The following is a 26,593-nucleotide window of genomic DNA, read 5'->3' as shown; positions in this document are numbered from 1 at the left end:
CCCGGAGGCGCCGCGCTTCGCCGTTCCGCCCCTCGCCTCTTGCGCGTGCGGAGGTCCCGATCCGCCGTTCGCGCGGCCACTCGACCGCCCTCGGTGAGGGCCTCGGCCGTCCCGTTCGGTGCTGGCGGGCGGGTCTCCGCTCGCGCGGCAACTCGACCACCGTGGAAGCACCCGTCCGTGCCCGACCGCGCGCAGCGCGGAGCTCCCACGAGCACTCTCGACGTCCGGCAGCAGGGGAGAGGGCCGCGAGCCGGAATCGCGTGCCAAGCGATTCAGGCCAGCCCGACGCGACCCGCTCTGCGGAACGCACCCGTCGCGAAGCCGACCGCGCCGAGCCGCTCCGCGGCTCGGAATCGAGCCCAGCCGACCGCGCCGAGCCGCTCCGCGGCTCGGAATCGAGCACAGCCGACCGCCCCGCGACACGCTCCGCATGTCGCGAAGATCAACACTGTGTAACGCTTCCTGAGGTCTACCGTCCGGGCGGCTGAGCGGCTTGTCACATTGGGTAACGTGTGGGAATCGACGCCCTGTTGCGCTCGTCGCGCGGGGCCGCATTCCTGGAGGACGACATCTTGACTATCACCTCGCGTAAGGCCACGTTCGGCGGTCTCGCCGCCCTCGGCGTCACCGCGCTTCTCGCCGGTTGCGCCTCCGCCCCCGAGGAGAGCGGCTCCAGCGCCGCCGCCGGTGGCGACTTCCTGCCCTGCATGGTCTCCGACGCGGGCGGGTTCGACGACAAGTCGTTCAACGAGCTCGGCTACAACGGCCTCGTGAAGGCCTCGGAGGACCTCGGTGTCACGCCGAAGACCGTCACCTCGGAGTCCGAGACGGACTACGCCCCGAACCTGACCAGCCTCGTCGACCAGGGCTGCAACCTGATCATCACCGTCGGCTTCGCGCTGGCGGAGGCCACGTCGGCCGCGGCCGAAGCGAACACGGACATCGACTTCGCGATCATCGACGACGCGTCGATCGACCTGCCGAACGTCAAGCCGATCACCTTCGACACCTCGCAGGCGGCGTTCCTCGCCGGCTACACGGCCGCGTCGTACTCCAAGACCGGCGTCGTCGGCACCTACGGCGGCCAGCAGTTCCCGACCGTCACGATCTTCATGGACGGCTACGCCGACGGCGTGAAGTACTACAACGAGCAGAAGGGGAAGGACGTCAAGGTCGTCGGCTGGGACGTCGACGCGCAGACCGGCTCCTTCACCGGCGGCTTCGCGGCGGGCGTCGAGGCCAAGTCGGCCGCGCAGTCGCTGATCGACCAGAACGCGGACGTCATCCTCCCCGTCGGCGGTCCGATCTTCCAGTCGGCGATCGAGGCGATCCGCGACTCCGGCAAGGACATCGCGATGGTCGGCGTGGACGCGGACCTGTACGAGACCTACCCCGACGGCGCCGACCTGTACCTGACCTCGATCCTCAAGGGCATCGAGGCCGGCACGACCGACGTCACCAGCTCCGCCGGAGCCGACGACTTCGACCCCACTCCCTTCGTGGGCACCCTCGAGAACGACGGAGTCGGCATCGCGCCGTTCCACGACTTCGAGTCGAAGGTCTCGGGCGACCTGCAGGGCGAGCTCGACACCATCAAGGCGGGCATCATCGACGGCTCCATCACCGTCACCTCCCCGTCCGCTCCCGCGGCGTCCTAGCCGCTTCCTCGAAGAGGCCGGCGGGCCCGAGCACACCTCGGGCCCGCCGGCCTCTTCGTCGGTCCGGCGGGCCGATCGGCTCCGCTGCGTCCCTCGATCCCGGCCGACGGCGCATCGTGGCGCGAACCGAAAGTTAGATTGGTCCCATGAAGCTCGAACTGCGTGGCATCACGAAGCGCTTCGGCGCGCTCGTGGCCAACGACCACATCGATCTCACCGTCGAACCCGGTGAGATCCACTGCCTCCTCGGCGAGAACGGCGCGGGCAAGTCGACGCTCATGAACGTGCTCTACGGCCTGTACCAGGCCGAGGAGGGGGAGATCCTGCTGGACGACGCGGTCCAGCACTTCTCCGGTCCGGGTGACGCCATGAAGGCGGGCATCGGGATGGTCCACCAGCACTTCATGCTCGTCCCCGTGTTCACCGTCGCCGAGAACGTCATGCTGGGCCACGAGGAGACGAAAGCCGGCGGGCGCCTGGACCTCGCCGCCGCGCGCGCCCGGGTGCGCGAGATCTCGGACCGCTTCGGCTTCGACGTGGATCCCGACGCCCTGGTCGAGGACCTCCCCGTCGGCGTGCAGCAGCGGGTCGAGATCATCAAGGCCCTCTCCCGCGACGCCCGGGTGCTCGTGTTCGACGAGCCGACCGCGGTGCTGACTCCGCAGGAGACCGACGAGCTCATCGCGATCATGCGCCAGCTGCGTGCGGCCGGGACCGCCATCGTCTTCATCACGCACAAGCTCCGCGAGGTGCGCGAGGTCGGAGACCGCATCACGGTCATCCGCCTCGGCAGAGTCGTGGGGGAGGCGTCGCCGACCGCGAGCAACGCCGAGCTCGCCTCGCTGATGGTGGGACGCGCCGTCGAGCTGACGGTGCAGAAGGAGCAGGCGGTGCCGGGCGACGAGGCCCTCGTCGTCTCGAACCTTACCGTGCGCGACGCCAACGGCCAGGCCGTCGTCGACGACGTCTCCTTCGAGGTCCGCCGCGGCGAGATCCTCGCGATCGCGGGCGTGCAGGGCAACGGCCAGACCGAGCTCACCGAGGCGATCATGGGCCTGCAGGAGCGGGTCGAGGGCTCGGTGACCCTGGACGGGCGCCGCCTCGACGGGCTGTCCGTGCGCCGCGTCCTCGAGTCGGGGGTCGGCTTCGTCCCCGAGGACCGCACCGAGGACGGTCTGGTCGCCGAGTTCACGATCGCCGAGAACCTCATGCTCGACCGCAGCGACCGCGGTCCGTTCGTGAAGGGACTGGGCCTGCGGCTGAAGGAGCTCGAGCGCTTCGCCGAGGAGCGGGTGCGCGAGTTCGACGTGCGCGCCCAGGGGATCGGCACCCACGTCGGCCGCCTCTCCGGAGGCAACCAGCAGAAGGTGGTGCTCGCGCGCGAGCTCAGCCGGGAGCTGCGGCTGTTCATCGCGGCGCAGCCCACCCGCGGCATCGACGTCGGCTCCATCGAGTTCGTCCACAAGCGCATCGTCGAGACGCGCGACACCGGGGTCCCCGTGATCGTGGTGTCGACCGAGCTCGACGAGGTCGCGGCGCTCGCCGACCGCATCGCGGTCATGTACAAGGGCGGGATCATCGGCATCGTCCCGGCCGACACGCCCCGCGAGGTCCTGGGGCTCATGATGGCCGGGCAGACGCCCGCCGAGAAGGGAGCGGCGGCGTGAGCGACGCGCAACTGCCCGCGGTCGATCCCGACGCGGAGACCGAGAAGGCGTCCGGGCTCGAGCCCGGCCAGAAGCCGGATCAGGAGGTGCGCACCGGCCCGCTCGAGAGCGGCGCCTCCCGCGTCCTGCGCGAGATCCTCTCCGGCACCGCGCTGATGTCGGTGCTCGCCGTGCTGCTCTCCCTCATCGCGGGCGGCGTGCTGATCGCCGCGACCGACAAGGACGTCCAGGCGGCGTCGGGCTACTTCTTCGCCCGGCCGCTCGACACCCTGCAGGCGATCTGGCAGTCCGTCTCCGGTGCCTACTCCTCGCTCTTCCAGGGCTCGGTCTACAACTTCCGCCGCGAGGGCTTCGCCAACGGCATCAAGCCGCTGACGGACACCCTGGCCTTCGCGACCCCGCTGATCGCCGGCGGGCTCGGAGTGGCGCTGGCCTTCCGCGTCGGCCTGTTCAACATCGGCGGCCGCGGCCAGATGCTGATCGCCGCCGCCTGCGCGGGCTGGGTCGGCTTCTCCTTCGACCTCCCGTGGGGCGTGCACCTGATCGTCGCGCTCGCCGCCGGCATCCTGGGCGGCGCGCTCTGGGGCGGACTCGTGGGACTGCTCAAGGCCCGCACCGGCGCGCACGAGGTGATCCTCACGATCATGCTCAACTACGTCGCGTTCTACCTGATCTCCTACCTCCTGCGGACGCCCGGCGCCCTGCAGGCGCCCGGCTCGAACAACCCGAAGTCGCCCGGGATGAAGGAGACCGCGGTCTTCCCGGCGCTCCTCGGCCCCGGATACTCGCTCACGCTCGGCTTCGTCTTCGCGGTCCTCGCGACCGTGTTCGTCTGGTGGCTCCTGAACCGCTCGACGATCGGCTTCAAGTTCCGCGCGGTGGGGGAGAACCCGCACGCGGCACGGGTCGCGGGCATCGACGTGAAGAACAGCTACGTGTCCGCGATGCTGCTCTCCGGCGGCCTGCTCGGCCTCGCCGGCAGCGCCCAGGTGATGGGGACGGTCACGACCGGATTCACCTCCGGGATCGACGCGGGCATCGGCTTCGACGCGATCACGGTCGCGCTGCTGGGCCGCTCCCGACCCTGGGGCGTGTTCTTCGCCGGCATCCTCTTCGGCGCCTTCAAGGCGGGCGGCTACTCGATGCAGGCCGCCGAGGGCGTGCCGATCGACGTGGTCCTCGTCGTCCAGTCGCTGATCGTCCTCTTCATCGCCGCACCGCCGCTGGTGCGCGCGATCTTCCGCCTCCCGACGCCCGGGGCCGCCCCGAAGCGCCGCACCCGCCGCACCTCGGAGGTGTCCGCATGAGCACCGCCGTCGCCACCGCCCCCGACCGCGTCGTGATCCGCAGCTGGAAGGCGCCGATCGCGTTCGGCGTCTTCGCGCTGCTCGCCGTCGTCCTCTTCGTGGCCCTCGGCCGCGACGGGACGAGCTCGTTCCGCCTCGCCGCGGGGACCGACTTCTTCGCGCTGCCGGACATCCCGTTCCCGACGCGGGGGACGGGCGTGGTCGTCGCGATCCTCCTGGTCGCCCTGGCCGTCGCGTCGGCCGGGCTCACCCGCGCCGGCCGCCGGATCCCGCTCTGGCTCTCGGCGGTCTTCGCCCTGGTCTTCCTGATCGGGTTCCTCGTCTGGGCGTCGGCCGGTGCCGCGCTGCCCGTCTCGGGGCTGCTGCTCGGGACCGTCGGGCTCGCCACTCCGCTGATCTTCGGCTCGCTCGGCGGCGTCATCTCGGAGCGGGTCGGAGTCGTCAACGTCGCGATCGAGGGGCAGCTGCTCGCCGGCGCCTTCACCGCGGCGATGGTCGGCTCCCTCACCCGCCAGCCGGTGCTCGGCCTGCTCGCGGCGATGGTCGCGAGCGTCCTGGTGTCGTTCGTGCTGGCCGCCTTCGCGATCAAGTACCTGGTCGACCAGGTGATCGTCGGAGTCGTGCTGAACGTGCTGGTGACCGGCCTGACGAGCTTCCTCTACTCCCAGGTCCTCTCCGCCGACGCGTCGACGTTCAACTCGCCGGTGAAGTTCGACCGCCTCCCGATCCCGGTGCTCAGCCAGGTGCCGATCGTGGGCGCCGTCCTGTTCAACCAGACGGTGATCGTCTACCTGATGTACTTCGCGATCTTCGCGGTGTGGTGGGGCCTGTTCAAGACCAAGTGGGGCCTCCGCCTGCGCGCAGTGGGCGAGCACCCGCAGGCCGCGGACACCGTGGGCATCGATGTCGCCCGCACGCGCTTCTGGAACGTCTCCCTCGCCGGGGCGATCGCCGGAGTCGGCGGCGCGTACTACACGCTCGACGCGGTCGGCGCGTTCGGCAAGGAGATGACCGCGGGTGCGGGCTTCATCGCCCTGGCCGCCGTCATCTTCGGCCGCTGGGACCCGATCAAGGCGACGCTCGCGTCGCTGCTGTTCGGCTTCGCGACCAACCTGCAGAACGTGCTCGGCGTCATCGGCTCGCCCGTGCCCAGCGAGTTCATGCTGATGCTGCCGTACGTCGTGACGATCTTCGCGGTGGCCGGTCTCGTCGGCCAGTCCCGCGGACCGGCCGCCGCCGGCAAGCCGTACCTGAAGTCCTGAGAGGAGCCGTCGTGACCGACATCGACTGGGAGGCGCTGCGCGAGGCCGCCCTCGAGGCCATGAGCCACGCCTACGTCCCGTACTCGAAGTTCCCCGTCGGGGTCGCCGCGCTCGTGGACGACGGCCGGACGATCTCGGGCTGCAACGTCGAGAACGCCTCCTACGGGCTCACGCTCTGCGCCGAGTGCGCGCTGGTGTCCTCGCTGCACATGACGGGCGGCGGCCGGCTCGTCGCCTTCACCTGCGTCGACGGGAAGGGCGGCGTCCTGATGCCCTGCGGGCGCTGCCGCCAGCTGCTCTTCGAGCACTCGGCCGAGGGCATGCTCCTCCAGACCGTGTCGGGCGTGAAGACGATCGACGAGGTCATCCCCGACGCGTTCGGCCCGCGCACGCTCGAGGCCTACGCCGCCTCCTAGCGCCGCCGTCACCGCTCCCACTCCCGAACCGAGGACTCCGCATGACCCGTACCACCCCCGTCGAGGACTTCGACGCCGTCGACATCATCCGCACCAAGCGCGACCGCGGCACGCTCTCGACCGCGCAGATCGACTGGCTGATCGACGCCTACACCCGCGGCTACGTCGCCGACGAGCAGATGGCGGCCTTCGCGATGGCGGTCCTGCTGAACGGGATGGAGCGCGACGAGATCCGCGACCTCACCCTGGCCATGATCGCCAGCGGCGAGCGCATGCGCTTCGACGGACTCGGCAAGCGCACGGTCGACAAGCACTCCACGGGCGGGGTCGGCGACAAGATCACGCTGCCGCTGATGCCGCTGGTCGCCTCCTTCGGCGTGGCGGTGCCCCAGCTCTCGGGACGCGGGCTCGGCCACACGGGCGGAACGCTCGACAAGCTGGAGTCGATCCCGGGCTGGCGGGCCGACCTCGGCAACGAGGAGATGCTGGAGCAGCTGCGGACGGTCGGCGGCGTGATCTGCGCCGCGGGCTCGGGCCTGGCCCCCGCCGACAAGAAGCTCTACGCGCTCCGGGACATCACCGGGACCGTCGAGGCGATCCCGCTGATCGCGTCCTCGATCATGTCGAAGAAGATCGCCGAGGGGACCGACGCCCTGGTGCTCGACGTGAAGTTCGGCTCCGGGGCATTCATGGTCGACATCGAGCGCTCGCGGGAGCTGGCGCGGGCGATGGTCGACCTCGGCAATGACGCGGGGGTGCGGACCACCGCGCTGCTGACCAACATGAACGTGCCGCTCGGTCTGGCCATCGGCAACGCGAACGAGGTGCGGGAGTCGGTCGAGGTGCTCGCCGGCGGCGGCCCCTCGGACGTCCGCGAGCTGACGCTGGCCCTGGCCCGAGAGATGCTGGCCCTCGCCGGGCAGCCGGACGCGGACGTCGAGCGCGCCCTCGACGGCGGCGCGGCGATGGACACCTGGCGCGCGGTCATCCGCGCTCAGGGAGGGGATCCGGATGCGGCGCTCCCCGAGGCCCGCGAGACCCACGTCGTGGTCGCCGAGCGCGACGGCGTCCTGGTGGAGCAGCAGGCGCTGCCGTTCGGCATCGCCGCCTGGCGCCTGGGCGCCGGACGCGCCCGACAGTCCGACGCGGTGCAGCACGCGGCGGGGATCGACCTGCACGCGAAGCCGGGCGACCGCGTCCGCGCGGGCCAGCCCCTGCTCACGCTGTCGGCCGACGAGCCGGAGCGCTTCGCCCGGGCGCTCGAGGCGCTCGACGGTGCCTACCGGATCGGCGACGACGGCGACGAGGTGCTCGGCGGCGGCCCCCTCGTGGCGGAGCGCGTCTCCTAGCCCCGCGCCGCCCGGCACGGAGGAGGCGCCGCCCGGCGAGCCGCTCCCGCCGACCCTCTAGGGTGGTCGGCGAACCACCGCCTACCTGCGAGGAGCACCGTGACCGATCAGACCGAGGAGTACCTCCTCCCGGGCGAGGGCGTCCTCATCGACGAGCTCCCCAAGGTGTCGCTGCACGACCACCTCGACGGAGGCCTGCGGCCCGGGACGGTCCTCGAGATCGCCCGCGAGACGGGCGTGCCGCTCCCGGCCGAGGAGCCGGACGCGCTCGCCGAGTGGTTCCGTGCCACGGCCGACTCCGGCTCCCTCACCGACTACATCGCCACCTTCGAGACGACGGTCGCCGTGATGCAGACCGCGCCGGCGCTCGAGCGCGTGGCCCGCGAGTTCGTGCTCGACCTCGCCGCCGACGGAGTCGTGCACGGCGAGGTGCGCTGGGCGCCGGAGCAGCACCAGCGCGCCGGGCTCTCGCTCGACGCGGCTGTCGAGGCGGTCCAGGAGGGGCTGCAGCAGGGCGTGCAGGAGGCGGCGGCGCAGGGACACCGCATCCGCGTCGGCCAGCTGATCACCGCGATGCGGCACGCGGACCGCTCGCTCGAGGTCGCCGAGCTGGCGCTGCGCCACCGCGAGCGCGGTGCGATCGGCTTCGACATCGCCGGAGCCGAGGCGGGCTTCCCCGCCTCGAGGCACCGTCCCGCCTTCGAGCTGCTCGCGGCGGCGCACTTCCCGACCACGGTGCACGCGGGGGAGGCGGACGGCCTCGACAGCATCCGCTCCGCCCTGCTCGACGGCCGCGCGCTGCGCCTGGGTCACGGCGTCCGGATCGCGGAGGACATCCGCATCGAGCGCCAGGACGACGACGCGAGCTACGTGACCCTCGGCGAGCTCTCGGAGTGGGTGAAGGACCGCGAGATCGCCCTCGAGCTCAGCCCCTCCTCCAACCTGCAGACCGGCGCCGTCGCGGCGTGGGGTGCCGAGCTCGCCGACCACCCCTTCGACCTGCTCTACCAGCTGGGCTTCCGCGTCACGGTGAACACCGACAACCGCCTGATGAGCGCGACGACCCTCAGCCGCGAGCTCGCCCTCCTGTCGGACGCTTTCGGGTACGACCTCGACGACTTCGAGGCCTTCCAGCTCAACGCGGCCCACGCCGCCTTCCTGCCGCTCGACGAGCGCCGCGAGCTCGTCGAGACGATCAGCGCCGGCTTCGAGGCGGCCTGACGGTGCCGCTCGACGCGCTCCCCGAGGAGGCGGTGGCCCTCCGCCACTCCGCCGGATCCTGGCGGGAGGCCGTCCTCGAGGCGGGCCGTGCTCTCGAGCGGACCGGTGCGGTCGACGCCGCCTACTCCCGGCGCATGGTCGAGCAGGTCGACGTGCTCGGGCCGTACATCGTCATCGCACCCGGGCTCGCCCTCGCGCACGCCCGGCCCGGCAACGACGTCCTCGCGGACGGCCTCTCCGTCGTCACGCTGGCCGAGCCCGTCGCCTTCGGGCACAGCACCAACGATCCGGTCTCGGTCGTCATCGGGATCGCCGCCACCCAGGCGCACGGGCACGTCGGCTTCGTCTCCGGGCTCGCCGACGTGCTCAGCCGTCCGGACGCGGTCGGTGCACTCGCCGCCGCCCGCACCCTCCGCAGCATCAACGCCGTCCTCACCGACAGCACCCCGCACCACCCGCACCACCCGCACCACGGAAGAAGCGCATGAAGATCGTCACCCTCTGCGGCGCCGGAATCGGCACCTCCGCCATCCTCAAGCTCGGCGCCGAGCGCGCCCTCGAGACCCTCGACCTCGAGGCCGAGGTGATCGCCTCCGACCTGGCCTCCGTCGACGCGCTCGCCGCCGACGCGCAGGTCATCCTCACCTCCGGCGAGCTCGTCGACCGCATCGGCCGGACCTTCGCCGAGGTCGTCGTCATCGACAACTACCTCGACCAGAACGAGATCACGGAGAAGATCGAGCGGGCGCTGGGCTGAGTCCGTTTCTGAGCCGCTCCCTGCGCGGCTCAGCGCGGTCGGCCTCCCGACGGGGCGCGTTCTCAAGAGCGGGTCGCGTCGGGCTGCCTCGAATCGCTGGCACGCGCGGTGCTCGACTCTGAGCCGCTCCCTGCGCGGCTCAGCGCGGTCGGCCTCCAGACGGGGCGCGTTCTCAAGAGCGGGTCGCGTCGGGCTGCCTCGAATCGCTGGCACGCGATTCTCGGACGCGCCCTCCACCTTGCGGGGAGAGGGAGTCCTCCGCCCCTGCTGGTCGAGTGGCCGCGGAGCGGCGTGCCGGGAGCCGGCTTCCTGCGCGGACGGCTGCTCGGACCTCGGGGGGTCAGCGGGCGGCGAGCTGCTCGAGGACGGTGCCGATCAGGCGGCGGGCGCGGGCGGGGGAGAGGCGGGCGGGCCGCTCGGCCGCGCGGGAGACCGCGATGCCGTCGAGGACCGCGAGGAGAAGCGCCGCGTCGTCGGCGCCGAACGACGCCGCGGGATGCGCGGCGCGCAGCAGCTCCAGGACGACGTCCTCCGTTCGCGACCAGCCGGCGGTGTGGATCGCGCGGATCTCCGGATCGGTGCCGGCGCGGGAGGCGAAGGCGGTCCACACGATCGCGTCGGGCACGTCCTCGTCCGCGACGCACGCGATCTCGTCGCAGAAGACGCGCAGCCGCACCTCGGCCGAGGATTCGGCCTCCAGGCGGCTCCGCATCCGCTCGCGGAAGCGCTCCTCGACCCGGGCCATCGCGCCGGCCAGCAACGCCTGCTTCGTCGGGAAGTGGTGCTGGACGGCCCCCACCGAGACGCCGGCCTCGGCCGCGACGGTGCGGATGCTGAGGTGCTCCGCCCCGCGGGTCGAGAGGACGGCGACGACCGCCGAGAGGATGTCGCTCCTGCTCTCGCGCCGATCCGGCATGGCGTCCCTCTCGTTCGACTGCTCGAGCAGGCTACGCTCTCGGATGTGACCAATACGACCGTATTGCCGCCCCGTGCCGGAGCCGGCCGCCGCATCGCGACCCTGGACGTCGTCCGCGGTGTCGCGATCATCGGGACCCTCGGCACGAACATCTGGATCTTCTCCCACCCCTGGGGGATGCTCGGACTGCTCTCCGTCCCGGTGACGCCGGAGACCTCCTCCTCCGCCGGGACTGCGCAGCTCCTGCTGATGGCGCTGGCGCAGGGCAAGTTCCTCGCCCTCCTCTCCCTCGCCTTCGGGGTGGGCCTCGCGATCCAGCACGCGTCCGCGGTCCGGCGCGGGACGCGCTGGCCGGGCCGCTACCTCTGGCGCGCGACGCTCCTCCTCCTGGACGGCGCGGTCAACTACGTGCTGATCGCGGAGTTCGACGTCCTCATGGGATACGCCGTCACCGGAGCGGTCGTCGCCTGGCTGCTGCTCACCCGGCCGACGACGCAGCGCCGCGTGATCCTCGTCTGCGGCGCTCTGCACGTCGTCCTGATCTCGACGCTCGTGGCGCTCGTGGCGGCGAGCCCGGACGGTGCCGGACAGGGGCCGACCGGCCGGAGCCCCTACGCGGACGCGTCGTTCCTCGGCCTCGCCCTCTTCCGGCTGCAGAACGCGGGCGTCTTCCGTGCGGAGCCGGTGCTCATCGGGCTCCTCAGCCTCGCGATGTTCCTCCTCGGCGCGCGCCTCCATCGGGCGGGGGTCCTCGCTGCCGAGGGCGCGTCACTCCGCCGTCGCATGATGGTCCTCGGCGCCCTCGCCCTCCCCGTCGACCTCGCGCTGGGCGTCGGCGGGAGCGCCGCCGGTCTGCTCGCCGAGCGCTACCTCGTCGCGCCCCTGGTCGGGCTCGGCCTGCTCGCGGCCCTCGCCGAGGCCTGCCTCCGCCGGGGCGCCGAGGGCTGGGCGGCACGCCGGGCGCGGGAGGTCGGCCGGGTCGCCCTGAGCGCCTACCTCCTGCAGAACCTGCTCGGCGGCGCCCTCTTCTACGGCTGGGGACTCGGGCTGGCGGTGACCGCCGCGCAGTGGCGCGTCCCGGCGACCGTCGGAGCGTTCCTGCTCATCGCGGCGGTCGTCGTGCTCGCGGCGCACCTGTGGCTGCGCCGGTTCGAGCTCGGTCCGGTGGAGTGGCTCTGGAAGCGGGGCGAGCGGATCGGTGTCCGCGCGCCCCGCTGACCGGAGGGGGACCTACGCGAGGAGCTCCGCGGCGCCGGTGCGCAGGGCGGCGAGGCGGGACGAGACGGCCGACCGGCGGGCGTCGGCGTCGGAGTCGTGCGACCAGGCGTCGAGGTAGAGCTTGACCTTCGGCTCCGTGCCGCTCGGGCGCGCGATGAGACGGGCACCGTCCAGGGAGAAGCGGAGCGCGTCGGTCGGGGGCAGCGCGCCGCCCTCGGCGAGCAGGTCCTCGCTCCGCTCGACGGCGAGCCCGCCGATCGCGGTCGGAGGCGTCGCGCGCAGTCCGGCCATGATCCGGCCGATCTCGGAGAGGTCGGTGACGCGGAGCGAGATCTGCTCCGATCCGAAGAGCCCGAACCGCTCGGCGAACGACTCCAGCTCGTCGTCGATCGTGCGCTCCTCGGCGGCGAGCGCGCTCGCGAGGGAGAGGAAGGCGAGCGCGGCCGAGACGCCGTCCTTGTCACGGACCGTCCCGGGGTTCACCAGGTAGCCGAGCGCCTCCTCGTAGCCGAAGACGAGGTCGGGGACGCGCGAGATCCACTTGAAGCCCGTGAGCGTCTCGGCGAAGTCGAGGCCGTAGTCGGCCGCCACAGCACCGAGGGCGGGGGAGGACACGATCGAGCAGGCGAGCGCTCCTCCGGTGCGGCCCTCGCGGCGGGCCTGCTCGGCGGCGCGCCAGCCGAGCAGCGCTCCGACCTCGTTGCCGGTGAGGCGACGGAAGCCCTCCGGGGCGGAGGCGTCGGGCACGGCGGCGGCGAAGCGGTCGGCGTCCGGGTCGTTCGCCACGATCAGCTGCGCGCGACCGGAGCGCGCGGTCGAGAAGGCGAGGTCGAGGGCGCCCGCCTCCTCCGGGTTGGGGAACGCGACCGTGGGGAACGCCGCGTCGGGCTCGATCTGCTCGACCACGACGGCCGGCTCGTCGAATCCCGCCGCGGAGAGCACCCGGTGCGCCGTCTCCCAGCCGACCCCGTGCATCGCCGTGTAGACGATGCGCAGCGGAGCGGACTGGCGGCCGACGGCTGCCGTCGCCTCGATGTAGGCGGCGACCACGGACTCGTCCGCGAGCCGGTACTCGCCGCGCGGAAGCTCCGGAACCCGCCGGTCCCGCGCGACCGCGAGGATCCGCTCGGCGATCTCGGAGTCGACCGGCGGCACGATCTGCGAGCCCTCGTCGGCGCCGCCGAGGTACACCTTGTAGCCGTTGTCCTGCGGCGGGTTGTGGCTCGCCGTGACCATCACTCCGGCGTCGGCGCCGAGGTGGCGCACGGCGAAGGCCAGCACGGGGGTGGGCAGGAGCCGGGGCAGCAGCACCGCGTCCACGCCGGCGCCCGCCATCAGCGCGGCGGAGTCCTCGGCGAAGACGCGCGAGTTCTTCCGGCCGTCGTAGCCGATCACGACCACGGGCCGCTGGACGCCCTGCGCCAGCAGGAAGTCGGCCAGGCCCACGGCGGCCTGCGAGACCAGCACTCGGTTCATCCGGTTTGATCCCGCCGCGATGGCGCCGCGCAGGCCCGCGGTGCCGAACGCCAGGCGGGCGCCGAAGCGGTCCTCGAGCTCGGCGCGGGCGGAGGCGTCGCCCGAGTCGGAGGCGGTCAGCAGGGCGACCAGCTCCTCCCGCGTCTCCGGGTCGGGGTCCTGGGCGAGCCAGGCCTCGGCGAGCTCCCGGACGTCGGCGCTCACAGGGCGCCCGTGATCCCGGCGAGCAGGCGGGCGAGGTCGTCCTCGGCGTCGCGGCCGGCCTCGAGCACCTCCTCGTGGCTGAGGGGGGTCTTCTGGATGCCGGCGGCGAGGTTCGTGATGAGCGACATGCCCAGCACCTCCATGCCCGCCTCGCGTGCGGCGATGGCCTCGAGGGCGGTCGACATGCCGACGATGTGGCCGCCGATGATCTTCGCCATCTGCACCTCGGCCGGGCTCTCGTAGTGCGGCCCGCGGAACTGCACGTACACGCCCTCGTCCAGCTCCGGACGCGTCCCCCGGGCGAGGTCGCGCAGGCGCGAGGAGTAGAGGTCGGTGAGGTCGACGAAGGTCGCGCCCTCGAGCGGCGAGTCGGCGGTGAGGTTGATGTGGTCGCTGATCAGCACGGGGGTCCCGGGCGTCCAGTGCTCCTTGATGCCGCCCGCGCCGTTGGTGAGGATCATCACCGTCGCGCCCGTCGCGGCGGCGGTGCGGACGCTGTGCGCGACGCGGCGCACGCCGTAGCCCTCGTAGTAGTGGGTGCGGGCGCCGATGATCAGCGCGCGCCTGCCGGTGGGGAGCAGGACGGAGCGCAGGGTGCCGCCGTGCCCGTGCACGGCCGGCTTGGAGAAGCCGAGGATCTCGGTGGCCTCCACCGTCGCGGTCGTCTCGCCGATCGCGTCGGCGGCCTTGCCCCAGCCGCTGCCGAGGGTGAGGGCGATGTCGTGCTTCTCGACCCCTGTCGCCTCGGCGATCTGAGCGGCCGCGCGGGCCGCGATCTCGAAGGGATCGGCGTCGGGGGCGTCGAGCGGGTGCAGGGTCTGGTCGGACATCCTCCCACCCTACCGACGGGCTGCGCGGCGGCGGAGGGCGACTCCCGCGGCCGATCCGACACCCCGCGATTGGGCGAACACTCAGTGAGAGAGGACAATGGGAAGCATGGCTTACGAGTTCGAGCGCGCGCAGAGGATCGCTGTACTCGGAGGGGGGCCGGGCGGCTACGAAGCCGCCATCGCGGGAGCGCAGCTCGGCGCTGAGGTCACCCTGGTCGAGCGGGTCGGAGTGGGCGGCTCGGCCGTCATCACCGACGTCGTCCCGTCGAAGTCGCTCATCGCGACGGCGGAGGCCACCAACGCCATCGGCGAGGCCGCCGACCTGGGCGTGCAGTTCTTCACCCGCTCGGAGCAGAACAAGCCGGTGCGCCCGGACGTGGCGGTCAACCTGGCGACGGTGAACAAGCGCCTGCTCGGGCTCGCGCGCCAGCAGTCCGAGGACATGCGCGCGAACCTGGTGCACCACGGCGTGCGCATCGTCCAGGGGGACGGGCGCCTGGACGGCTCGAACGCCTTGATCGTCTCCACGGCGGCCGGCGGCGAGGGCATGGACTTCGACCGCATCGAGGCGGACACGATCGTGGTCTCGGTGGGCGCCAGCCCGCGTGTGCTCCCGACCGCGGCACCCGACGGCGAGCGCATCCTCAGCTGGACCCAGCTCTACAACCTCAAGTCGGTCCCCGAGCACCTGATCGTGGTGGGCTCCGGCGTGACCGGCGCGGAGTTCGCCTCCGCCTACCGTGCGCTCGGCGCCCGCGTGACCCTCATCTCCTCCCGCGACCAGGTGCTGCCCGGCGAGGACGCCGACGCGGCCGCTGTGATCGAGAACGTCTTCAAGCGCAACGGCATGGTCGTGCTCTCGAAGTCGCGCGCCGACCGCGTCGAGCGGACCGAGAAGGGCGTGCAGGCCGTGCTCTCGGACGGACGCGTCGTCGAGGGCTCGCACTGCCTGATGGCCGTCGGGTCCGTGCCGAACACGGCGGGCATCGGCCTCGAGGAGGCGGGGGTGCAGCTGACGGAGTCGGGGCACATCCGCGTCAACCGCGTCGCCCGCACCAGCGTCCCCTCGATCTACGCGGCCGGGGACTGCACCACGTTCCTCCCGCTCGCCTCCGTCGCCGCCATGCAGGGCCGCACCGGCGTGTTCCACGCCATGGGCGACGCCGTGAACCCGACCGAGGTGCGCAACGTCGCGGCGAACATCTTCACGCAGCCCGAGATCGCGACCGTCGGGTGGAGCCAGCGCGAGATCGAGGAGGGCATCGCGCAGGGCGAGATCTACAAGCTCCCGCTCGCCGCGAACCCGCGGGCGAAGATGATGGGCATCCGCGACGGCTTCGTGAAGCTGTTCGCGCGCACCGGCTCCGGCACCGTCATCGGAGGCGTCATCGTCGCTCCGAAGGCGAGCGAGCTGATCTTCCCGCTCGCCCTCGCCGTGGAGCACCGCCTGACCGTCGACCAGGTCGCGCGGGCCTTCACCGTCTACCCGAGCCTCACCGGCTCGATCTCGGACGCCGCGCGCGCCATGCACATCGTCACCTGACGCGCCCCTCCGCCGGGCCGCGCGGGGTGCGGCCCTTCATCGGCAGAGCGCGCGACCGCGAATCGCGTGCGAAGCGATTGACGACAGCGCGACGCGACCCGCTCTGCGGTACCCCTCACGTCGAGGAGCAGACCGCGCCGGACCGCGCGGGGAGCGGCCTTTCATCGGCAGAGCGCGCGACCGGGAATCGCGTGCGAAGCGATTCACGGCAGCGCGACACGACCCGCTCTGCGGTACCCCTCACGTCGAGGAGCCGACCGCGCCGGGCCGCGCGGGGAGCGGCCCGGAACAAGCTCAGACGATCTGGAGGAGCACGTGTCCCGCGGGGACGGTCGCTCCGGCCGTCGCGTCGAGGCCCTTCACGACGCCGTCCTTGTGGGCGGTGAGCGGCTGCTCCATCTTCATCGCCTCGAGGACGACGACCAGGTCGCCGGTGACGACCGTGTCGCCCTCGGCGACGGCGACCTTGACGATGGTGGCCTGCATGGGCGAGGCGACGGAGTCGCCCGTGACGGTGCTGACGGAGGAGGAGCCGCGGCGCTTCGGGGAGGCGGCAGCGGCCCCGCGGGCGGGTCCCGAGCCGACCAGGTCGCCGGGGAGAGTGACCTCGACGCGGCGCCCGTCGACCTCGACGACCACGTTCCGGCGGGCCGCCGGCTCGTCGGTCGCTCCGGGCTCGCCGCTCCAGGCCGGGATCGTGTTCTCGAACTCGGTCTCGATCCAGCGGGTGTAGATCGTGAAGGGCGCGCCGCCCTCGGGGGCGAAGGCCGGGTCCTCGACGATCGCGCGGTGGAAGGGGAGGACGGTCGGCAGTCCGGTGACCTCGAACTCGGCGAGGGCGCGGCGCGAGCGCTCCAGCGCCTGCTCGCGGCTGTCGCCGGTGACGATCAGCTTCGCGAGGAGCGAGTCGAAGGAGCCGGAGATCACGTCGCCGGCGACGACACCGGAGTCGACGCGGACGCCGGGTCCGCCGGGGGCCTTGAAGACGTGCACCGGGCCCGGAGCGGGGAGGAAGCCGCGGCCCGCGTCCTCGCCGTTGATGCGGAACTCGAAGGAGTGGCCGCGGGGCTCCGGGTCGTCGTAGTCGAGCACGCCGCCCTCGGCGAGGCGGAACTGCTCGCGCACGAGGTCGATGCCGGTGATCTCCTCCGACACGGGGTGCTCGACCTGGAGGCGGGTGTTCACCTCGAGGAAGGACACCGTGCCGTCCTTGCCGATCAGGAACTCGCAGGTCCCGGCGCCGAGGTAGCCGACCTCCTGCAGGATCGCCTTCGAGGCGCGGTAGAGCTCGGTGTTCTGCGCATCCGTCAGGAACGGCGCGGGCGCCTCCTCGACGAGCTTCTGGTGGCGGCGCTGGAGGGAGCAGTCGCGGGTGGAGACCACGACGACGTTGCCGTGCGCGTCGGCCAGGCACTGGGTCTCGACGTGGCGCGGCTGGTCGAGGTACTTCTCGACGAAGCACTCGCCGCGGCCGAAGGCGGCGACGGCCTCGCGCGTGGCGGAGGCGAACAGCTCCTCGACCTCGTCGCGCTCGCGGGCGACCTTGAGGCCGCGACCGCCGCCGCCGAAGGCCGCCTTGATCGCGACGGGGAGGCCGTACTGGTCCACGAACTCGAGCACCTCGGCGGCACCGGAGACGGGGTTGAGGGTTCCCGGGGCGAGCGGCGCGCCGACCTTCTCGGCGACGTGGCGGGCCGAGACCTTGTCGCCGAGGCGCTCGATGGCCTCGGGGCCGGGGCCGATCCAGATCAGGCCGGCGTCGATGACGGCGCGGGCGAAGTCGGCGTTCTCGGCGAGGAAGCCGTAGCCGGGATGCACGGCGTCGGCACCGGAGCGGCGCGCCACCGAGAGCAGCTTGTCGATGACGAGGTAGGTCTCGGCGCTGGTCGTCCCGCCGAGGGCGTAGGCCTCGTCGGCGAGGCGGCTGTGCACGGCGTCGCGGTCCTGGTCGGCGTAGACGGCCACGGAGGCGATCCCGCTGTCGCGGGCGGCGCGGATGACTCGGACGGCGATCTCGCCCCGGTTGGCGACGAGCACCTTCGTAATCTTCGGCATGGTCCCCAACCCTAGGGGGCGGCTCCGCCCGGCCCGGCGCGGCTCACCACAAAGAAGCGGAGGGCCTTCGTCGGTTCCTCACAAGGGCGGGACGGGCCTCAGCGGTTCCAGAGCGCGGTCCAGTCGACGCCGAGGCTCCGCACCAGAGTGCGGAGGGTCGGCACCGACATCCCGATCACCGTCGAGGGGTCGCCCTCGATCGCGGTGATGAAGCCGGCGCCGCGGCCGTCGATGGTGAAGGCGCCGGCCACCTCGAGGGGCTCGCCGGTGGCGACGTAGGCGTCGATCTCGGCGTCGTCGATGTCGTCGGCGAACGTGACGGCGGCGGAGGTGACCGCTCCGGCCTCGGCGACGATCCTCCCGCCGCGGTGGTCGACGAGCCAGTGGCCGGAGTGGAGGCGGCCGGTGCGACCGCGCTGGGCGCGCCAGCGCTCCCGGGCCCGCTCGGGCTGGTGCGGCTTGCCGTGGACGACGCCGTCGAGGACGAACGCGGAGTCGCCGCCGAGCACCAGACCGTCGATGTCCGGGCGCAGGACGGCGTGCGCCTTGGCGCGGGCGAGCAGCGAGACGGTGGCGTCCGCGTCCAGTGCCGCGCCCCGCTCCTGCTCGGCCCGGGCGACGGCCGCGGGCTCGTCCACCTCGGAGGGGACGACGACGGGCTCGATCCCGGAGGCCCGCAGCAGCGCGAGGCGCGCGGGGGAGGTGGAGGCGAGGTAGAGGCGCACGAGGGCTCCCTGCGGCCGGGCCCACGCTGTGGGATGCTCGACGGATGGCACAGACCCCGTCCCGAGCATCCGCCCGCCCCGACGGGGCCGACGACGCACTCGGGACCGAGATCGAGCTCGACATTAGCAACGTCGCCCACGGCGGCGTGTTCGTCGCCCGGCACGAGGGCCGCGTCGTCTTCGTCCCGGACGTCCTCCCCGGCGAGCGCGTGCGGGCGCGGATCAGCGAGGTCCGGCACGACAGCTTCTGGCGTGCCGAGGCGCTCGAGGTGCTCGAGGCGTCCGAGCACCGGGTGGAGCACGTCTGGTCCGAGGCCGCCCTCGACCGCCGCCCGGAGGAGCGCGTCGGCGGCGCCGAGCTCGGCCACGCCGACCTGGCCTACCAGCGCGAGCTGAAGCGCCTCGTGCTCGTCGACTCCTTCTCCCGCTTCGCCCGTCGCGAGGTCGAGGTGGAGGTCTCGCCGATCGCCGGGGACGACGCGTCCGGCGGCCTCGGCTGGCGCACGCGGAACCGCCTCCACGTCGACGACGACGGACGGGTCGGCCCCTACGCGGCACGCAGCCACCACGTCGTCACCGTGGAGTCGCTGCCCCTCGCGACCGCCGACTCCTCCTTGGCCGCACCGCTCGGCGAGCGCCTCGCTCCCGGCTCGGTGGTCGACCTCGTCGACGCGGCCGGGTCCGAGGGGGCCGCGGTGCTCGTGCACGACCCCTCCGACAAGCGCGCCCGCCGCGACCGCACGGTGGTGAGCGAGTTCGTCGCCGACCGCACCTTCCGGGTCGACCGCACCGGCTTCTGGCAGGTGCACCGCGGAGCGGCCGCCGCGCTCTTCGAGGCCGTGCAGGCCGCCGTCGACGCGGATGCGGCGGACCCGTCGGCCGCCAACCACGACCTCTACGGCGGGGTGGGCCTGCTCGCCGCGGCGCTGGCCGACCGCCTCGGCGCCGGAGTGCGCGTGACCAGCGTCGAGAGCGACTCCCGCGCCACCGAGCACGCGCTCGAGAACCTGGCCGACCAGGTCGGCGCCCGCGCGGTGACCGCCCGCGTCGACCGCTACCTCCGCGACGTCGTCGCCCAGGCCGATGCGCGCGAGCGGGCGCGGTGGCGCGCGGCGACCGTGGTCCTCGACCCGCCGCGCTCGGGCGCCGGCCGAGCGGTCACCGACGCTCTGGCGGAGCTGCGGCCGGCGCAGCTCGTCTACGTCGCCTGCGACCCGGTCGCGCTCGCCCGCGACGTGGGCGCCCTGACCGGGGCCGGCTACGAGCTGGAGCGCCTCGAGGGCTTCGACCTCTTCCCGCACACCTCCCACGTGGAGGCCGTTGCGCAACTGGTCCGCCGAGAGGACTGACCGCGGGCCCGCGCCTGCGTACCATGGGCGGGATGGAGCCCCACGTCGACGCAGCCGAGGCCCCGCGCGTGCGCGTGGCGATCGTGGACGACCACGAGTCGGTGCGCCTGGGCGTGGCCGCCGCCGTCGAGAGCGCGGGGATGCAGGTGGTCGCCGCCGCCGAGACCGTCCAGGCCCTCGAGAGCACGATCGGCGGCGCCGAGATCGAGGTGCTCGTCCTCGACCTGTCCCTGAACGACGGCTCGAGCATCACCAGCAACGTCAAGTGGGGGCAGGTGCGCGGCTCCGCCGTCCTCGTCCACAGCATCGCCGACCGCGTCGTGGCCGTGCGGGAGGCGCTCGCCGCGGGAGCGGCCGGCGTCATCCCGAAGTCCTCGCCCATGTCGACGGTCGTCGCCGCGATCCGCACGGTCGCCCGCGGCGAGGTCCTCAACAATCTGGAGTGGGCCTCGGCCATCGACGCCGACGACGACTTCGCGCGGGCCGTGCTCGGTCGTCGCGAGCGCGACGTCCTGCACCTCTACGCCTCGGGGCTGCCGCTGAAGCTGGTGGCCGAGCGGCTGCAGATCTCGGTGTCGACGGCGAAGGAGTACCTCGACCGGATCCGCGACAAGTACGTCGAGATCGGCCGTCCCGCCCCGACGAAGGTCGATCTGCTGCGGCGCGCGGTGGAGGACGGCATCCTGCCGGGCATCGACCCGGACGACGGCGATGGCGGGCGCTGAGGCGCCGATCGCCCGCCGCAACGCCGGGCGCGAGCGGATCGACCGGATCATCAGCACGGTCGTGTCGTTCTTCGGCTTCGGCTTCGGTGTGCAGACCGTCCCGCCGATCCTCGCCCAGCTGCCCCTGCTGCGCCCCGAGGTGGCCTGGCCGGTGCTGGTGCTGGTCTTCGGATCGCTCACCGCCGCCGTGGTCACCGCCGTGCTGCGGCGGGGCACGCGGATCACGGCCTTCCTGGTCGCGGTCGGCGTCCTCGTCGCCCTCCTGACCTGGCCGGCCGCCGTCGCCACCGGGGGCGCGGACCGCGAGACCCCGTGGATCTGGTACCTGCTGACCATCGGCACCGCCTTCTGCACGATCGCGGCTCCCCTCCGGATCGCGATCGCGTACGTGTCGGTGACGACCGTGCTGTTCGGGCTGCTGCGCGTCCTCCCCTCCGGCGGCGGGGCGGAGCCGACCCGCGCGATCCTCGACGCCGCCTACGTGGGCATCGTCGGCTTCGTGATGCTGGTGCTGATCACCGTGCTCCGGCAGTCGGCCGACCAGATCGATCGCGCGCAGACGACGGCCATGGAGCAGTACGAGGCGGCGATGCGCCAGCACGCCGGCGAGGTGGAGCGGGTCGAGGTCGACGCCCTGGTGCACGACAACGTGCTCGCGACGCTGCTCTCCGCCGCCTCCGCCGAGTCGCCGGCCGAGCGTGCGCTGGTCTCCTCGATGGCGCAGCGCACCCTCGCCGTGCTGCTGCCCGACCACGAGCCGGAGCCGCCCGAGGGGCTGGTCCCGCTCGAGCTCCTGCAACGCCAGCTCGCCCACGCGGCGTCCACCTTCGGGACCGAGATCGCAGTCGCGACGGCCGACGGAGTGGATCCGCGCGCGACGACGCTGCCGCGCCCGGTGGCCGAGGCGCTGCTCGGCGCGGTCTGGCAGGCGCTCGCCAACAGCGTCCAGCACGCGGGTCCGAGCGGCAGCGTCCACCGCGCCGTGCACGGGCTGCTGGGCGACGGCGCGGTGGAGGTCGTGGTGGAGGACGACGGCCGCGGCTTCCGGCTCGCCGACGTCCCGCGCGAGCGGCTGGGCATCCGGCTCTCCATCCTCGAGCGGGTGCACAACGCGCGGGGTTCGGCGCGGGTCGACTCGACTCCGGGCGAGGGCACCCGAGTCCTCCTCTCCTGGCGGGCGGACGCGGGAGGAGGGCCGTGATCGCCTACCCGCGCCCCCTACTCCAGGCGCTCGGCGCCGGCTTCTCGCTGTACCACGTGGTGCTCGCCTTCTTCTCCTTCCGCATCTCCCCGGCCACGCCGGCCGACCTCGTCGCGGTCGCGCTGTACGTCGCGGCGACCGTCGTCGCCCTCTGGCCGGGAGCGACGACCCGGCTCGCCCTGCCCGTCGCGGTCGGGATGACCGCGGTCGCCGTCGCTCTGCCGCTGCTGGTCGCGCCCTCGCTCGATCCGGGTGCCTCCAACGGCTACTCCACCTGGTACATCGCCGCGGTCGGCACCCTCATGACGATCGTGTGCGCCCGCCGGCGCGCGGCCTGCGCCTGGGTCGGCGTCGGCTTCCTGATCGTGCACACCGTGTTCTGGGCCGGCCCGGCCGCGCTGGCCACTCTCGGCGTCGTCGGGGGGATCGCCTGGGTCGCGATCGCGCAGCTGCTCATCGTCGAGCTCGGGCGCGCGGGCTCCGAGGCGCGCGTGCTCGAGGCGGCCGAGCGCGCGGCCGCGTCGTGGCGGGCCGCGGAGGAGGCGCACCTCACGGAGCGCGAGGTCCGGCTGGAGCAGACCCGCGCCCTCGCCGCCGACATGCTGCTGCGCATCGCCGAGCCGGGACCGGGCCTCACCGACGAGGAGCGGCGCGAGTGCCGGCTGCTCGAGGCGGCCGTGCGCGACGAGATCCGCGGCCGGCGGCTGCTGGACGACGAGGTGCGGCGTCTCGTGCTCGACGCGCGGCGGCGGGGGGTGACCGTCTCGGTGCTCGACGACGGCGGCCTCGACCGCACCTCCGAGGGCGAGAGCCGACGGGTGCTGGGGGAGCTCGCCCAGGCTCTGAGCGGGATCCGCGAGGAGGTCGACCGCGTGGTGGTGCGCACCGCGTCGGCCGACTCGGCGTCAGCCGTCACGGTCGTGGGCCTGCGGACGGCCGGCGACGGCAGCGCGGGCGCCCTCGGCTCCGACGACGCGGGGGACGAGGTCGACGCCTGGGTCGAGATCCGGCGCGACGGCGTCGGCGGACGGGACGTCTGAGCGGCGGAGCGCGCTCGGGACGGCGCGGCCGTCCCCATGCGCAGTGACCGGTGGCGACCCGGCCCGGAGGGCGTGCGGATGTCGGATCGGTGCCGCGGGCGGGACGCTCCGGCTCTCAGCACGGCTCAGGTCTCGGCGCGCCCGAACTCTCGGAGCGGACCGATCGTCGGCGCGGCACGAGCGTGAGCAGAGCCGTCGTGAGCGGTGCCCGTCGAGCGCACGGCACGGGATGAGAAGAGCCCGTTAACGGAGTGCGGCGGGCCGTCCACTCCTCCGAAGAGGGGGCCCGGCCCGCCGTCAAACCCCGAGTGAGGGTAACAACCCGAATATTACCCTCACTCGCCCCCAACACACCCGCCTGCTTACCCTGGTCGGCGAGTGATTGGCGGTGCCCCTTCCGAAGGAGGAGCACCGTACGTCCACTAGTGTGCTCGCTCCGCCAGGAGGCGCATAGTCAGCACTTTAGGGGACTAATCGGGGGACAAATTTCACGTTCCGCGTCGCGGATCGCTCGTTCCCCGACGGGCTGCGTCTGCGAGTCCGCTCAGCCGGAGAAGGAGCGCCACGCTCCCGGTGCCGGCCGCAGCGGCCCGCGGACCGCCGCGGCGCGGTCGTTCCAGCCCCCGCTGAGCTCCTGCGGGGTCTCCGGCTCGGCCTCGGTGCGAGAGGTCAGTGCGGTGACGACGGCCGTGACGGCGGCGATCTCGGCGGCGTCGAGGCCGGGGGTGGAGATGACGACGGCGGGTGCGGAGTCGGAGGCGGTCATCCCGTGACGCTATCGCATGCCGTTCACGGCGCCGGTCGGCGGGGCATGGCTATGCTGACGCCGGATGCCGCCGGAGCGTCGTCCGTCCGTTGCGAACAGGAGCGTCCCCGCATGCCGACGTGGTTCCCGAGGAGCGGTGCCGCGGCGCTGCGCCCCCTGCGTCTGCTGGTCCGGAGGTCGCCTGCGGCCGTCTCGGTCGTCCTGGTCCTCCTGGCCGCGAGCGCGATCACGGGGACGCTCGTCGCCCCCGCGGGAGCCGAGACGACGGCCTGGTGGGCGGCGGGCCCGATGACGACCCTCGACGGCCGTCCGTGGACGGCGGTGACCGCCCTCCTGATCGCGGCGGACCCGCTGCAGCTGCTCCTGGACGTCGTGCTGGTGCTCCCGATGCTCCTCGCCGCGGAGCGCCGCCTCGGCTCGGCCCGCACCCTCCTCGCCTTCCTCGTGACCGGCGCCGTCGGGATCGTCGTCGGGTCCTCCGTGCAGTCGATCGGCGCTCTCGTCGGGGAGTGGTGGGCGGGCGACACCGTCGGCGACCACACCTTCGACCCGCTGATCGGCGCGGTCGGCGCCCTCATCGCCTCGACCGCCTTCATGGGCGCTCTGTGGCGTCGCCGGCTCCGGGTGACCGTCTTCGCCGTCGTGCTGATGTTCGTTCTCTACGCGGGCGACTCCGCCGACGCGTACCGGCTCCTCGCGGGCGGCGCGGGGCTCGTGCTCGGCGCGGTGCTCGCGCGGGGAGCGGCGGGGCTGCGTCCGCAGCGTCCGGCGCCGAGCTCGCACCGCGAGTCCCGGGGGCTGCTGGCGGCGGTCGTCGTCGTCACCGCGATCGGTCCGCTCGTCGCCGTCCTCTCGGACTCGGGCTACGGTCCGTTCTCGTTCCTCGGCCGACTGCTGCAGAGCGCCTTCACGGGGACGACGGACCTCGAGGACCCGTGCAGCCGCGCCCTCCGGCACTGCGCGCACCACGTGAAGCTGAGCCTGGTCGCCCCCGGGCCGATCCTGCTGACGTTCGTCCCGCTCCTCCTCCTGCTCGTCGCCGCCTACGGCCTGCGCTCCGGGCGCCGCCTGGGCCTGCTGCTGGCGGTCGGGGTGAACATCGCGATCGCGATCCTGGAGGTCTTCTCCCTCCAGCGCGCCGCCCGTCACCCCGAGTTCCTGTACTACGCCGAGTACCTGCTCTGGGTGGCGACGACGGTGCTGGTGCCGCTGGCCGTCGTGGCGATGCTCGTGATCGGGAGGAGGCACTTCCGCATCCGCGCGCCCCGTGCCGCTGCGAGGCTCTGGACGCGGGTCGTCGCCATCGCCTTCGTCGTGTCCCTCGGCGGCTACCTGGCGCTCTCGGCCGGCGTGCGCACGAGCTTCGAGCCGCTCCTGGGCCTCGGGAGACTCCTCCTGGACGGGCTGCTGCGCTTCGTCCCGGTGAGCTTCCTCGGCGGCGCCGGACTGCTCGCCGTGCCGCGGGAGCCCGTCGCGCGGATCGTCTTCGAGTGGGTCGGCCCGGTGTTCTGGCTCGTGGTCGTCGTCGCGGTGGTCGCCCTGCTCCGGGCCACCGACGTGCAGCGGAACCGCGGCGACGAGGCGCGGTACCGCGCGCTCCTGTCCCTGCACGGCGCCGGCAGCCTCGGCCATCAGGGGACCTGGGAGGGCAACGCGCACTGGATCTCGGCCGACGGGACCGGCGGAGTCGCCTACCGGGTGATCGGCGGCGTGGCGATCACCCTCTCCGACCCCGCCTGCGCTCCCGAGCGGCGGGAGGACGTCGTGGCCGAGTTCGTGCGGTTCTGCGACGAGCGCAGCTGGACGCCCGTGTTCTACAGCATCCACGACGAGCTGCTCCCCGTCTTCGACCGGCTCGGCTGGTCGCGCCTCTCGGTCGGCGAGGAGACGATCATCGAGCTCTCCTCCTTCGAGCTCACCGGCAAGCGGTGGCAGAAGGTGCGCTACCCGCTCACGCGCGGCATCAAGCTGGGCATCGAGGCGCAGTGGACCAGCTGGCCCGAGCTCTCCCTCGGCATGGCCAACCAGATCGTCGACCTGTCGGAGCGCTGGGTCGCCGAGAAGGCGCTGCCCGAGATGGGCTTCACCCTCGGTGGCATCGACGAGGTCCGCGATCCCGACGTCGCCCTCCTGCTCGCGGTCGGACCGGACGGCGTGCTGCAGGGAGTGACGAGCTGGCTGCCCGTGCACAGGGAGGGTCGCGTGGTCGGCTGGACCCTCGACTTCATGCGCCGCTCCGACGACTCGATGCCCGGCATCATGGAGTTCCTCATCGCCTCCGCGGCGCTGCGCGTCAAGGAGGAGGGTGCCGAGTTCCTCTCGCTCTCGGGCGCACCGCTCGCCACCGCACCGGTCGAGGAGGGGGAGGAGCCTCCGGAGCCGACGGTCCTCTCGCGCCTGCTCGAGTTCCTCTCGCGGACGCTCGAGCCGGCCTACGGCTTCACGTCGCTGTTCCGCTTCAAGGCCAAGTTCCACCCGCGCTACGCGGGCCTCTGGATGACCTACCCCGACGCGCTGCAGCTGCCCCGGATCGGAGCCGCGCTGGGTCGCGCCTATCTGCCCGACCTCTCCGCCGCGCAGGCGCTGGCGTTCGCGCGGGTGGTCGGGGCGAAGCCGGAGGAGAAGCCGTCCGAGGCGTCCGCGGCGAAGCCGGATGCTCCGGCCGCGAAGGCAGGCGCTCCATCGGTGAAGGCGGGTGCTCCGACAGCCGAGCCGGACGGTCCTGCGGTGAAGGCGGGTGCTCCGGCTGCGAGGGCGGATGCCCGGGAAGCGGAGCCCGATTCCGCGACAGGGAAGCCGGACGCTCCGGCCGCGGAGCCAGACGCTCCCGTCGTGCGGCCCGATGCTCCCGCGGAGTCCGCTGCCCGACAGACCGGCCCCGGCTCCTCCGACTGATCGTTCCGCCCCT

22 protein-coding genes are annotated in these 26,593 nt (G+C 73.0%); 16 read left to right on the top strand and 6 right to left on the bottom strand.

Going from position 1 to position 26,593, the window contains the following annotated elements:
• The first annotated feature begins 572 nt into the window (after window positions 1–572).
• The 9 genes from C5B93_RS01760 (at window position 573) to C5B93_RS01720 (ending at window position 9,637) form a co-directional block, all read left to right on the top strand.
• On the top strand, window positions 573–1,658 hold the full coding sequence (locus C5B93_RS01760) for a BMP family protein (RefSeq protein WP_104291613.1): 1,086 nt from the start codon (window positions 573–575) through the stop codon (window positions 1,656–1,658).
• Window positions 1,659–1,804: 146 nt separating this feature from the next.
• Window positions 1,805–3,325, top strand: coding sequence for an ABC transporter ATP-binding protein (locus C5B93_RS01755; RefSeq protein ID WP_104223182.1), 1,521 nt, complete (start codon window positions 1,805–1,807; stop codon window positions 3,323–3,325).
• A complete protein-coding gene (locus C5B93_RS01750) occupies window positions 3,322–4,632 on the top strand; it encodes an ABC transporter permease (RefSeq protein ID WP_219814009.1) in 1,311 nt (436 codons plus the stop codon). The genes C5B93_RS01755 and C5B93_RS01750 overlap by 4 nt, the downstream gene beginning before the upstream one ends.
• Window positions 4,629–5,894 carry an ABC transporter permease gene (locus C5B93_RS01745; protein WP_104223181.1) on the top strand — a complete coding sequence of 422 codons (1,266 nt, stop codon included), beginning with the start codon at window positions 4,629–4,631 and terminating at the stop codon, window positions 5,892–5,894. Before C5B93_RS01750 ends, C5B93_RS01745 begins: the two co-directional genes overlap by 4 nt.
• 11 nt (window positions 5,895–5,905) lie before the next feature.
• Window positions 5,906–6,310, top strand: coding sequence for a cytidine deaminase (locus C5B93_RS01740; protein WP_104223180.1), 405 nt, complete (start codon window positions 5,906–5,908; stop codon window positions 6,308–6,310).
• A gap of 41 nt (window positions 6,311–6,351) precedes the next feature.
• Window positions 6,352–7,659, top strand: a complete 1,308-nt coding sequence (locus C5B93_RS01735; RefSeq protein ID WP_104263199.1) for a thymidine phosphorylase — start codon at window positions 6,352–6,354, stop codon at window positions 7,657–7,659.
• Window positions 7,660–7,758: 99 nt separating this feature from the next.
• On the top strand, window positions 7,759–8,880 hold the full coding sequence (locus C5B93_RS01730; protein ID WP_104249478.1) for an adenosine deaminase: 1,122 nt from the start codon (window positions 7,759–7,761) through the stop codon (window positions 8,878–8,880).
• A 2-nt stretch (window positions 8,881–8,882) separates the two neighbouring features.
• The gene (locus C5B93_RS01725; RefSeq protein WP_104291612.1) at window positions 8,883–9,368 is read left to right on the top strand and encodes a PTS sugar transporter subunit IIA; all 486 of its coding nucleotides are present in this window, start codon (window positions 8,883–8,885) and stop codon (window positions 9,366–9,368) included.
• A complete protein-coding gene (locus C5B93_RS01720; RefSeq protein ID WP_104226416.1) occupies window positions 9,365–9,637 on the top strand; it encodes a PTS sugar transporter subunit IIB in 273 nt (90 codons plus the stop codon). The genes C5B93_RS01725 and C5B93_RS01720 overlap by 4 nt, the downstream gene beginning before the upstream one ends.
• Before the next feature lie 340 nt (window positions 9,638–9,977).
• Here C5B93_RS01720 and C5B93_RS01715 read toward each other — a convergent pair whose 3' ends face one another.
• Window positions 9,978–10,553, bottom strand: coding sequence for a TetR/AcrR family transcriptional regulator (locus C5B93_RS01715; protein WP_104266838.1), 576 nt, complete (start codon window positions 10,551–10,553; stop codon window positions 9,978–9,980).
• 45 nt (window positions 10,554–10,598) lie between these two features.
• On the opposite strand from C5B93_RS01715, the gene C5B93_RS01710 reads away from it, so the two are divergent.
• Window positions 10,599–11,771: a DUF418 domain-containing protein gene (locus C5B93_RS01710; RefSeq protein ID WP_258062817.1), complete on the top strand. Its 1,173-nt coding sequence runs from the start codon at window positions 10,599–10,601 to the stop codon at window positions 11,769–11,771.
• A gap of 12 nt (window positions 11,772–11,783) precedes the next feature.
• Here C5B93_RS01710 and C5B93_RS01705 read toward each other — a convergent pair whose 3' ends face one another.
• Together C5B93_RS01705 and C5B93_RS01700 are read right to left on the bottom strand one after the other, a co-directional pair.
• Window positions 11,784–13,451: a phospho-sugar mutase gene (locus C5B93_RS01705; protein WP_104291611.1), complete on the bottom strand. Its 1,668-nt coding sequence runs from the start codon at window positions 13,449–13,451 to the stop codon at window positions 11,784–11,786.
• On the bottom strand, window positions 13,448–14,281 hold the full coding sequence (locus tag C5B93_RS01700; RefSeq protein ID WP_104238027.1) for a purine-nucleoside phosphorylase: 834 nt from the start codon (window positions 14,279–14,281) through the stop codon (window positions 13,448–13,450). Before C5B93_RS01700 ends, C5B93_RS01705 begins: the two co-directional genes overlap by 4 nt.
• A 106-nt stretch (window positions 14,282–14,387) precedes the next feature.
• On the opposite strand from C5B93_RS01700, the gene C5B93_RS01695 reads away from it, so the two are divergent.
• Window positions 14,388–15,824 (top strand): NAD(P)H-quinone dehydrogenase, encoded by a 1,437-nt coding sequence (locus tag C5B93_RS01695; protein WP_104249483.1) that lies wholly within the window; start codon window positions 14,388–14,390, stop codon window positions 15,822–15,824.
• A gap of 294 nt (window positions 15,825–16,118) precedes the next feature.
• Here C5B93_RS01695 and C5B93_RS01690 read toward each other — a convergent pair whose 3' ends face one another.
• Both C5B93_RS01690 and C5B93_RS01685 read right to left on the bottom strand, forming a co-directional pair.
• The gene (locus C5B93_RS01690; RefSeq protein WP_104262420.1) at window positions 16,119–17,879 is read right to left on the bottom strand and encodes a biotin carboxylase N-terminal domain-containing protein; all 1,761 of its coding nucleotides are present in this window, start codon (window positions 17,877–17,879) and stop codon (window positions 16,119–16,121) included.
• 98 nt (window positions 17,880–17,977) lie between these two features.
• Complete coding sequence (locus tag C5B93_RS01685; RefSeq protein ID WP_181068292.1) at window positions 17,978–18,604, bottom strand: nucleoside triphosphate pyrophosphatase; 627 nt, start codon at window positions 18,602–18,604, stop codon at window positions 17,978–17,980.
• A 44-nt stretch (window positions 18,605–18,648) separates the two neighbouring features.
• Here C5B93_RS01685 and C5B93_RS01680 point away from each other — a divergent pair, with 44 nt between their 5' ends.
• From C5B93_RS01680 to C5B93_RS01665, 4 genes are read left to right on the top strand one after another with little or no spacing between them, the layout of a single operon-like run.
• Window positions 18,649–19,953 carry a class I SAM-dependent RNA methyltransferase gene (locus tag C5B93_RS01680; protein ID WP_146078414.1) on the top strand — a complete coding sequence of 435 codons (1,305 nt, stop codon included), beginning with the start codon at window positions 18,649–18,651 and terminating at the stop codon, window positions 19,951–19,953.
• Between the two features lie 23 nt (window positions 19,954–19,976).
• Window positions 19,977–20,678: a response regulator transcription factor gene (locus C5B93_RS01675; RefSeq protein WP_104223169.1), complete on the top strand. Its 702-nt coding sequence runs from the start codon at window positions 19,977–19,979 to the stop codon at window positions 20,676–20,678.
• Window positions 20,665–21,879, top strand: a complete 1,215-nt coding sequence (locus C5B93_RS01670; RefSeq protein WP_104291610.1) for a sensor histidine kinase — start codon at window positions 20,665–20,667, stop codon at window positions 21,877–21,879. The genes C5B93_RS01675 and C5B93_RS01670 overlap by 14 nt, the downstream gene beginning before the upstream one ends.
• Entirely contained in the window at window positions 21,876–22,919 is a 1,044-nt protein-coding gene (locus C5B93_RS01665; RefSeq protein WP_104225461.1) for a hypothetical protein, read from the top strand. Before C5B93_RS01670 ends, C5B93_RS01665 begins: the two co-directional genes overlap by 4 nt.
• A gap of 544 nt (window positions 22,920–23,463) precedes the next feature.
• Here the strand turns inward: C5B93_RS01665 and C5B93_RS01660 are convergent.
• On the bottom strand, window positions 23,464–23,685 hold the full coding sequence (locus tag C5B93_RS01660) for an acyl-CoA carboxylase subunit epsilon (protein WP_104223166.1): 222 nt from the start codon (window positions 23,683–23,685) through the stop codon (window positions 23,464–23,466).
• A gap of 111 nt (window positions 23,686–23,796) precedes the next feature.
• Here C5B93_RS01660 and C5B93_RS01655 point away from each other — a divergent pair, with 111 nt between their 5' ends.
• Window positions 23,797–26,580 carry a DUF2156 domain-containing protein gene (locus C5B93_RS01655; protein ID WP_181068291.1) on the top strand — a complete coding sequence of 928 codons (2,784 nt, stop codon included), beginning with the start codon at window positions 23,797–23,799 and terminating at the stop codon, window positions 26,578–26,580.
• Window positions 26,581–26,593: the final 13 nt, after the last annotated feature.

The organism is Rathayibacter sp. AY1A2 (assembly GCF_002930935.1).
GTDB lineage: Bacteria > Actinomycetota > Actinomycetes > Actinomycetales > Microbacteriaceae > Rathayibacter.
This window is presented reverse-complemented; position numbering and strand designations above follow the sequence as displayed.

What these genes read in the sequence shown, in the direction of transcription:
- C5B93_RS01660 (WP_104223166.1), bottom strand. Translation starts at nt 23,685, where the DNA reads ATGACCGCCTCCGACTCCGCACCCGCCGTCGTCATCTCCACCCCCGGC.
- C5B93_RS01720 (WP_104226416.1), top strand. Translation starts at nt 9,365, where the DNA reads ATGAAGATCGTCACCCTCTGCGGCGCCGGAATCGGCACCTCCGCCATC.
- C5B93_RS01700 (WP_104238027.1), bottom strand. Translation starts at nt 14,281, where the DNA reads ATGTCCGACCAGACCCTGCACCCGCTCGACGCCCCCGACGCCGATCCC.
- C5B93_RS01675 (WP_104223169.1), top strand. Translation starts at nt 19,977, where the DNA reads ATGGGCGGGATGGAGCCCCACGTCGACGCAGCCGAGGCCCCGCGCGTG.
- C5B93_RS01655 (WP_181068291.1), top strand. Translation starts at nt 23,797, where the DNA reads ATGCCGACGTGGTTCCCGAGGAGCGGTGCCGCGGCGCTGCGCCCCCTG.
- C5B93_RS01695 (WP_104249483.1), top strand. Translation starts at nt 14,388, where the DNA reads ATGGCTTACGAGTTCGAGCGCGCGCAGAGGATCGCTGTACTCGGAGGG.
- C5B93_RS01715 (WP_104266838.1), bottom strand. Translation starts at nt 10,553, where the DNA reads ATGCCGGATCGGCGCGAGAGCAGGAGCGACATCCTCTCGGCGGTCGTC.
- C5B93_RS01690 (WP_104262420.1), bottom strand. Translation starts at nt 17,879, where the DNA reads ATGCCGAAGATTACGAAGGTGCTCGTCGCCAACCGGGGCGAGATCGCC.
- C5B93_RS01670 (WP_104291610.1), top strand. Translation starts at nt 20,665, where the DNA reads ATGGCGGGCGCTGAGGCGCCGATCGCCCGCCGCAACGCCGGGCGCGAG.
- C5B93_RS01755 (WP_104223182.1), top strand. Translation starts at nt 1,805, where the DNA reads ATGAAGCTCGAACTGCGTGGCATCACGAAGCGCTTCGGCGCGCTCGTG.
- C5B93_RS01735 (WP_104263199.1), top strand. Translation starts at nt 6,352, where the DNA reads ATGACCCGTACCACCCCCGTCGAGGACTTCGACGCCGTCGACATCATC.
- C5B93_RS01745 (WP_104223181.1), top strand. Translation starts at nt 4,629, where the DNA reads ATGAGCACCGCCGTCGCCACCGCCCCCGACCGCGTCGTGATCCGCAGC.
- C5B93_RS01680 (WP_146078414.1), top strand. Translation starts at nt 18,649, where the DNA reads ATGGCACAGACCCCGTCCCGAGCATCCGCCCGCCCCGACGGGGCCGAC.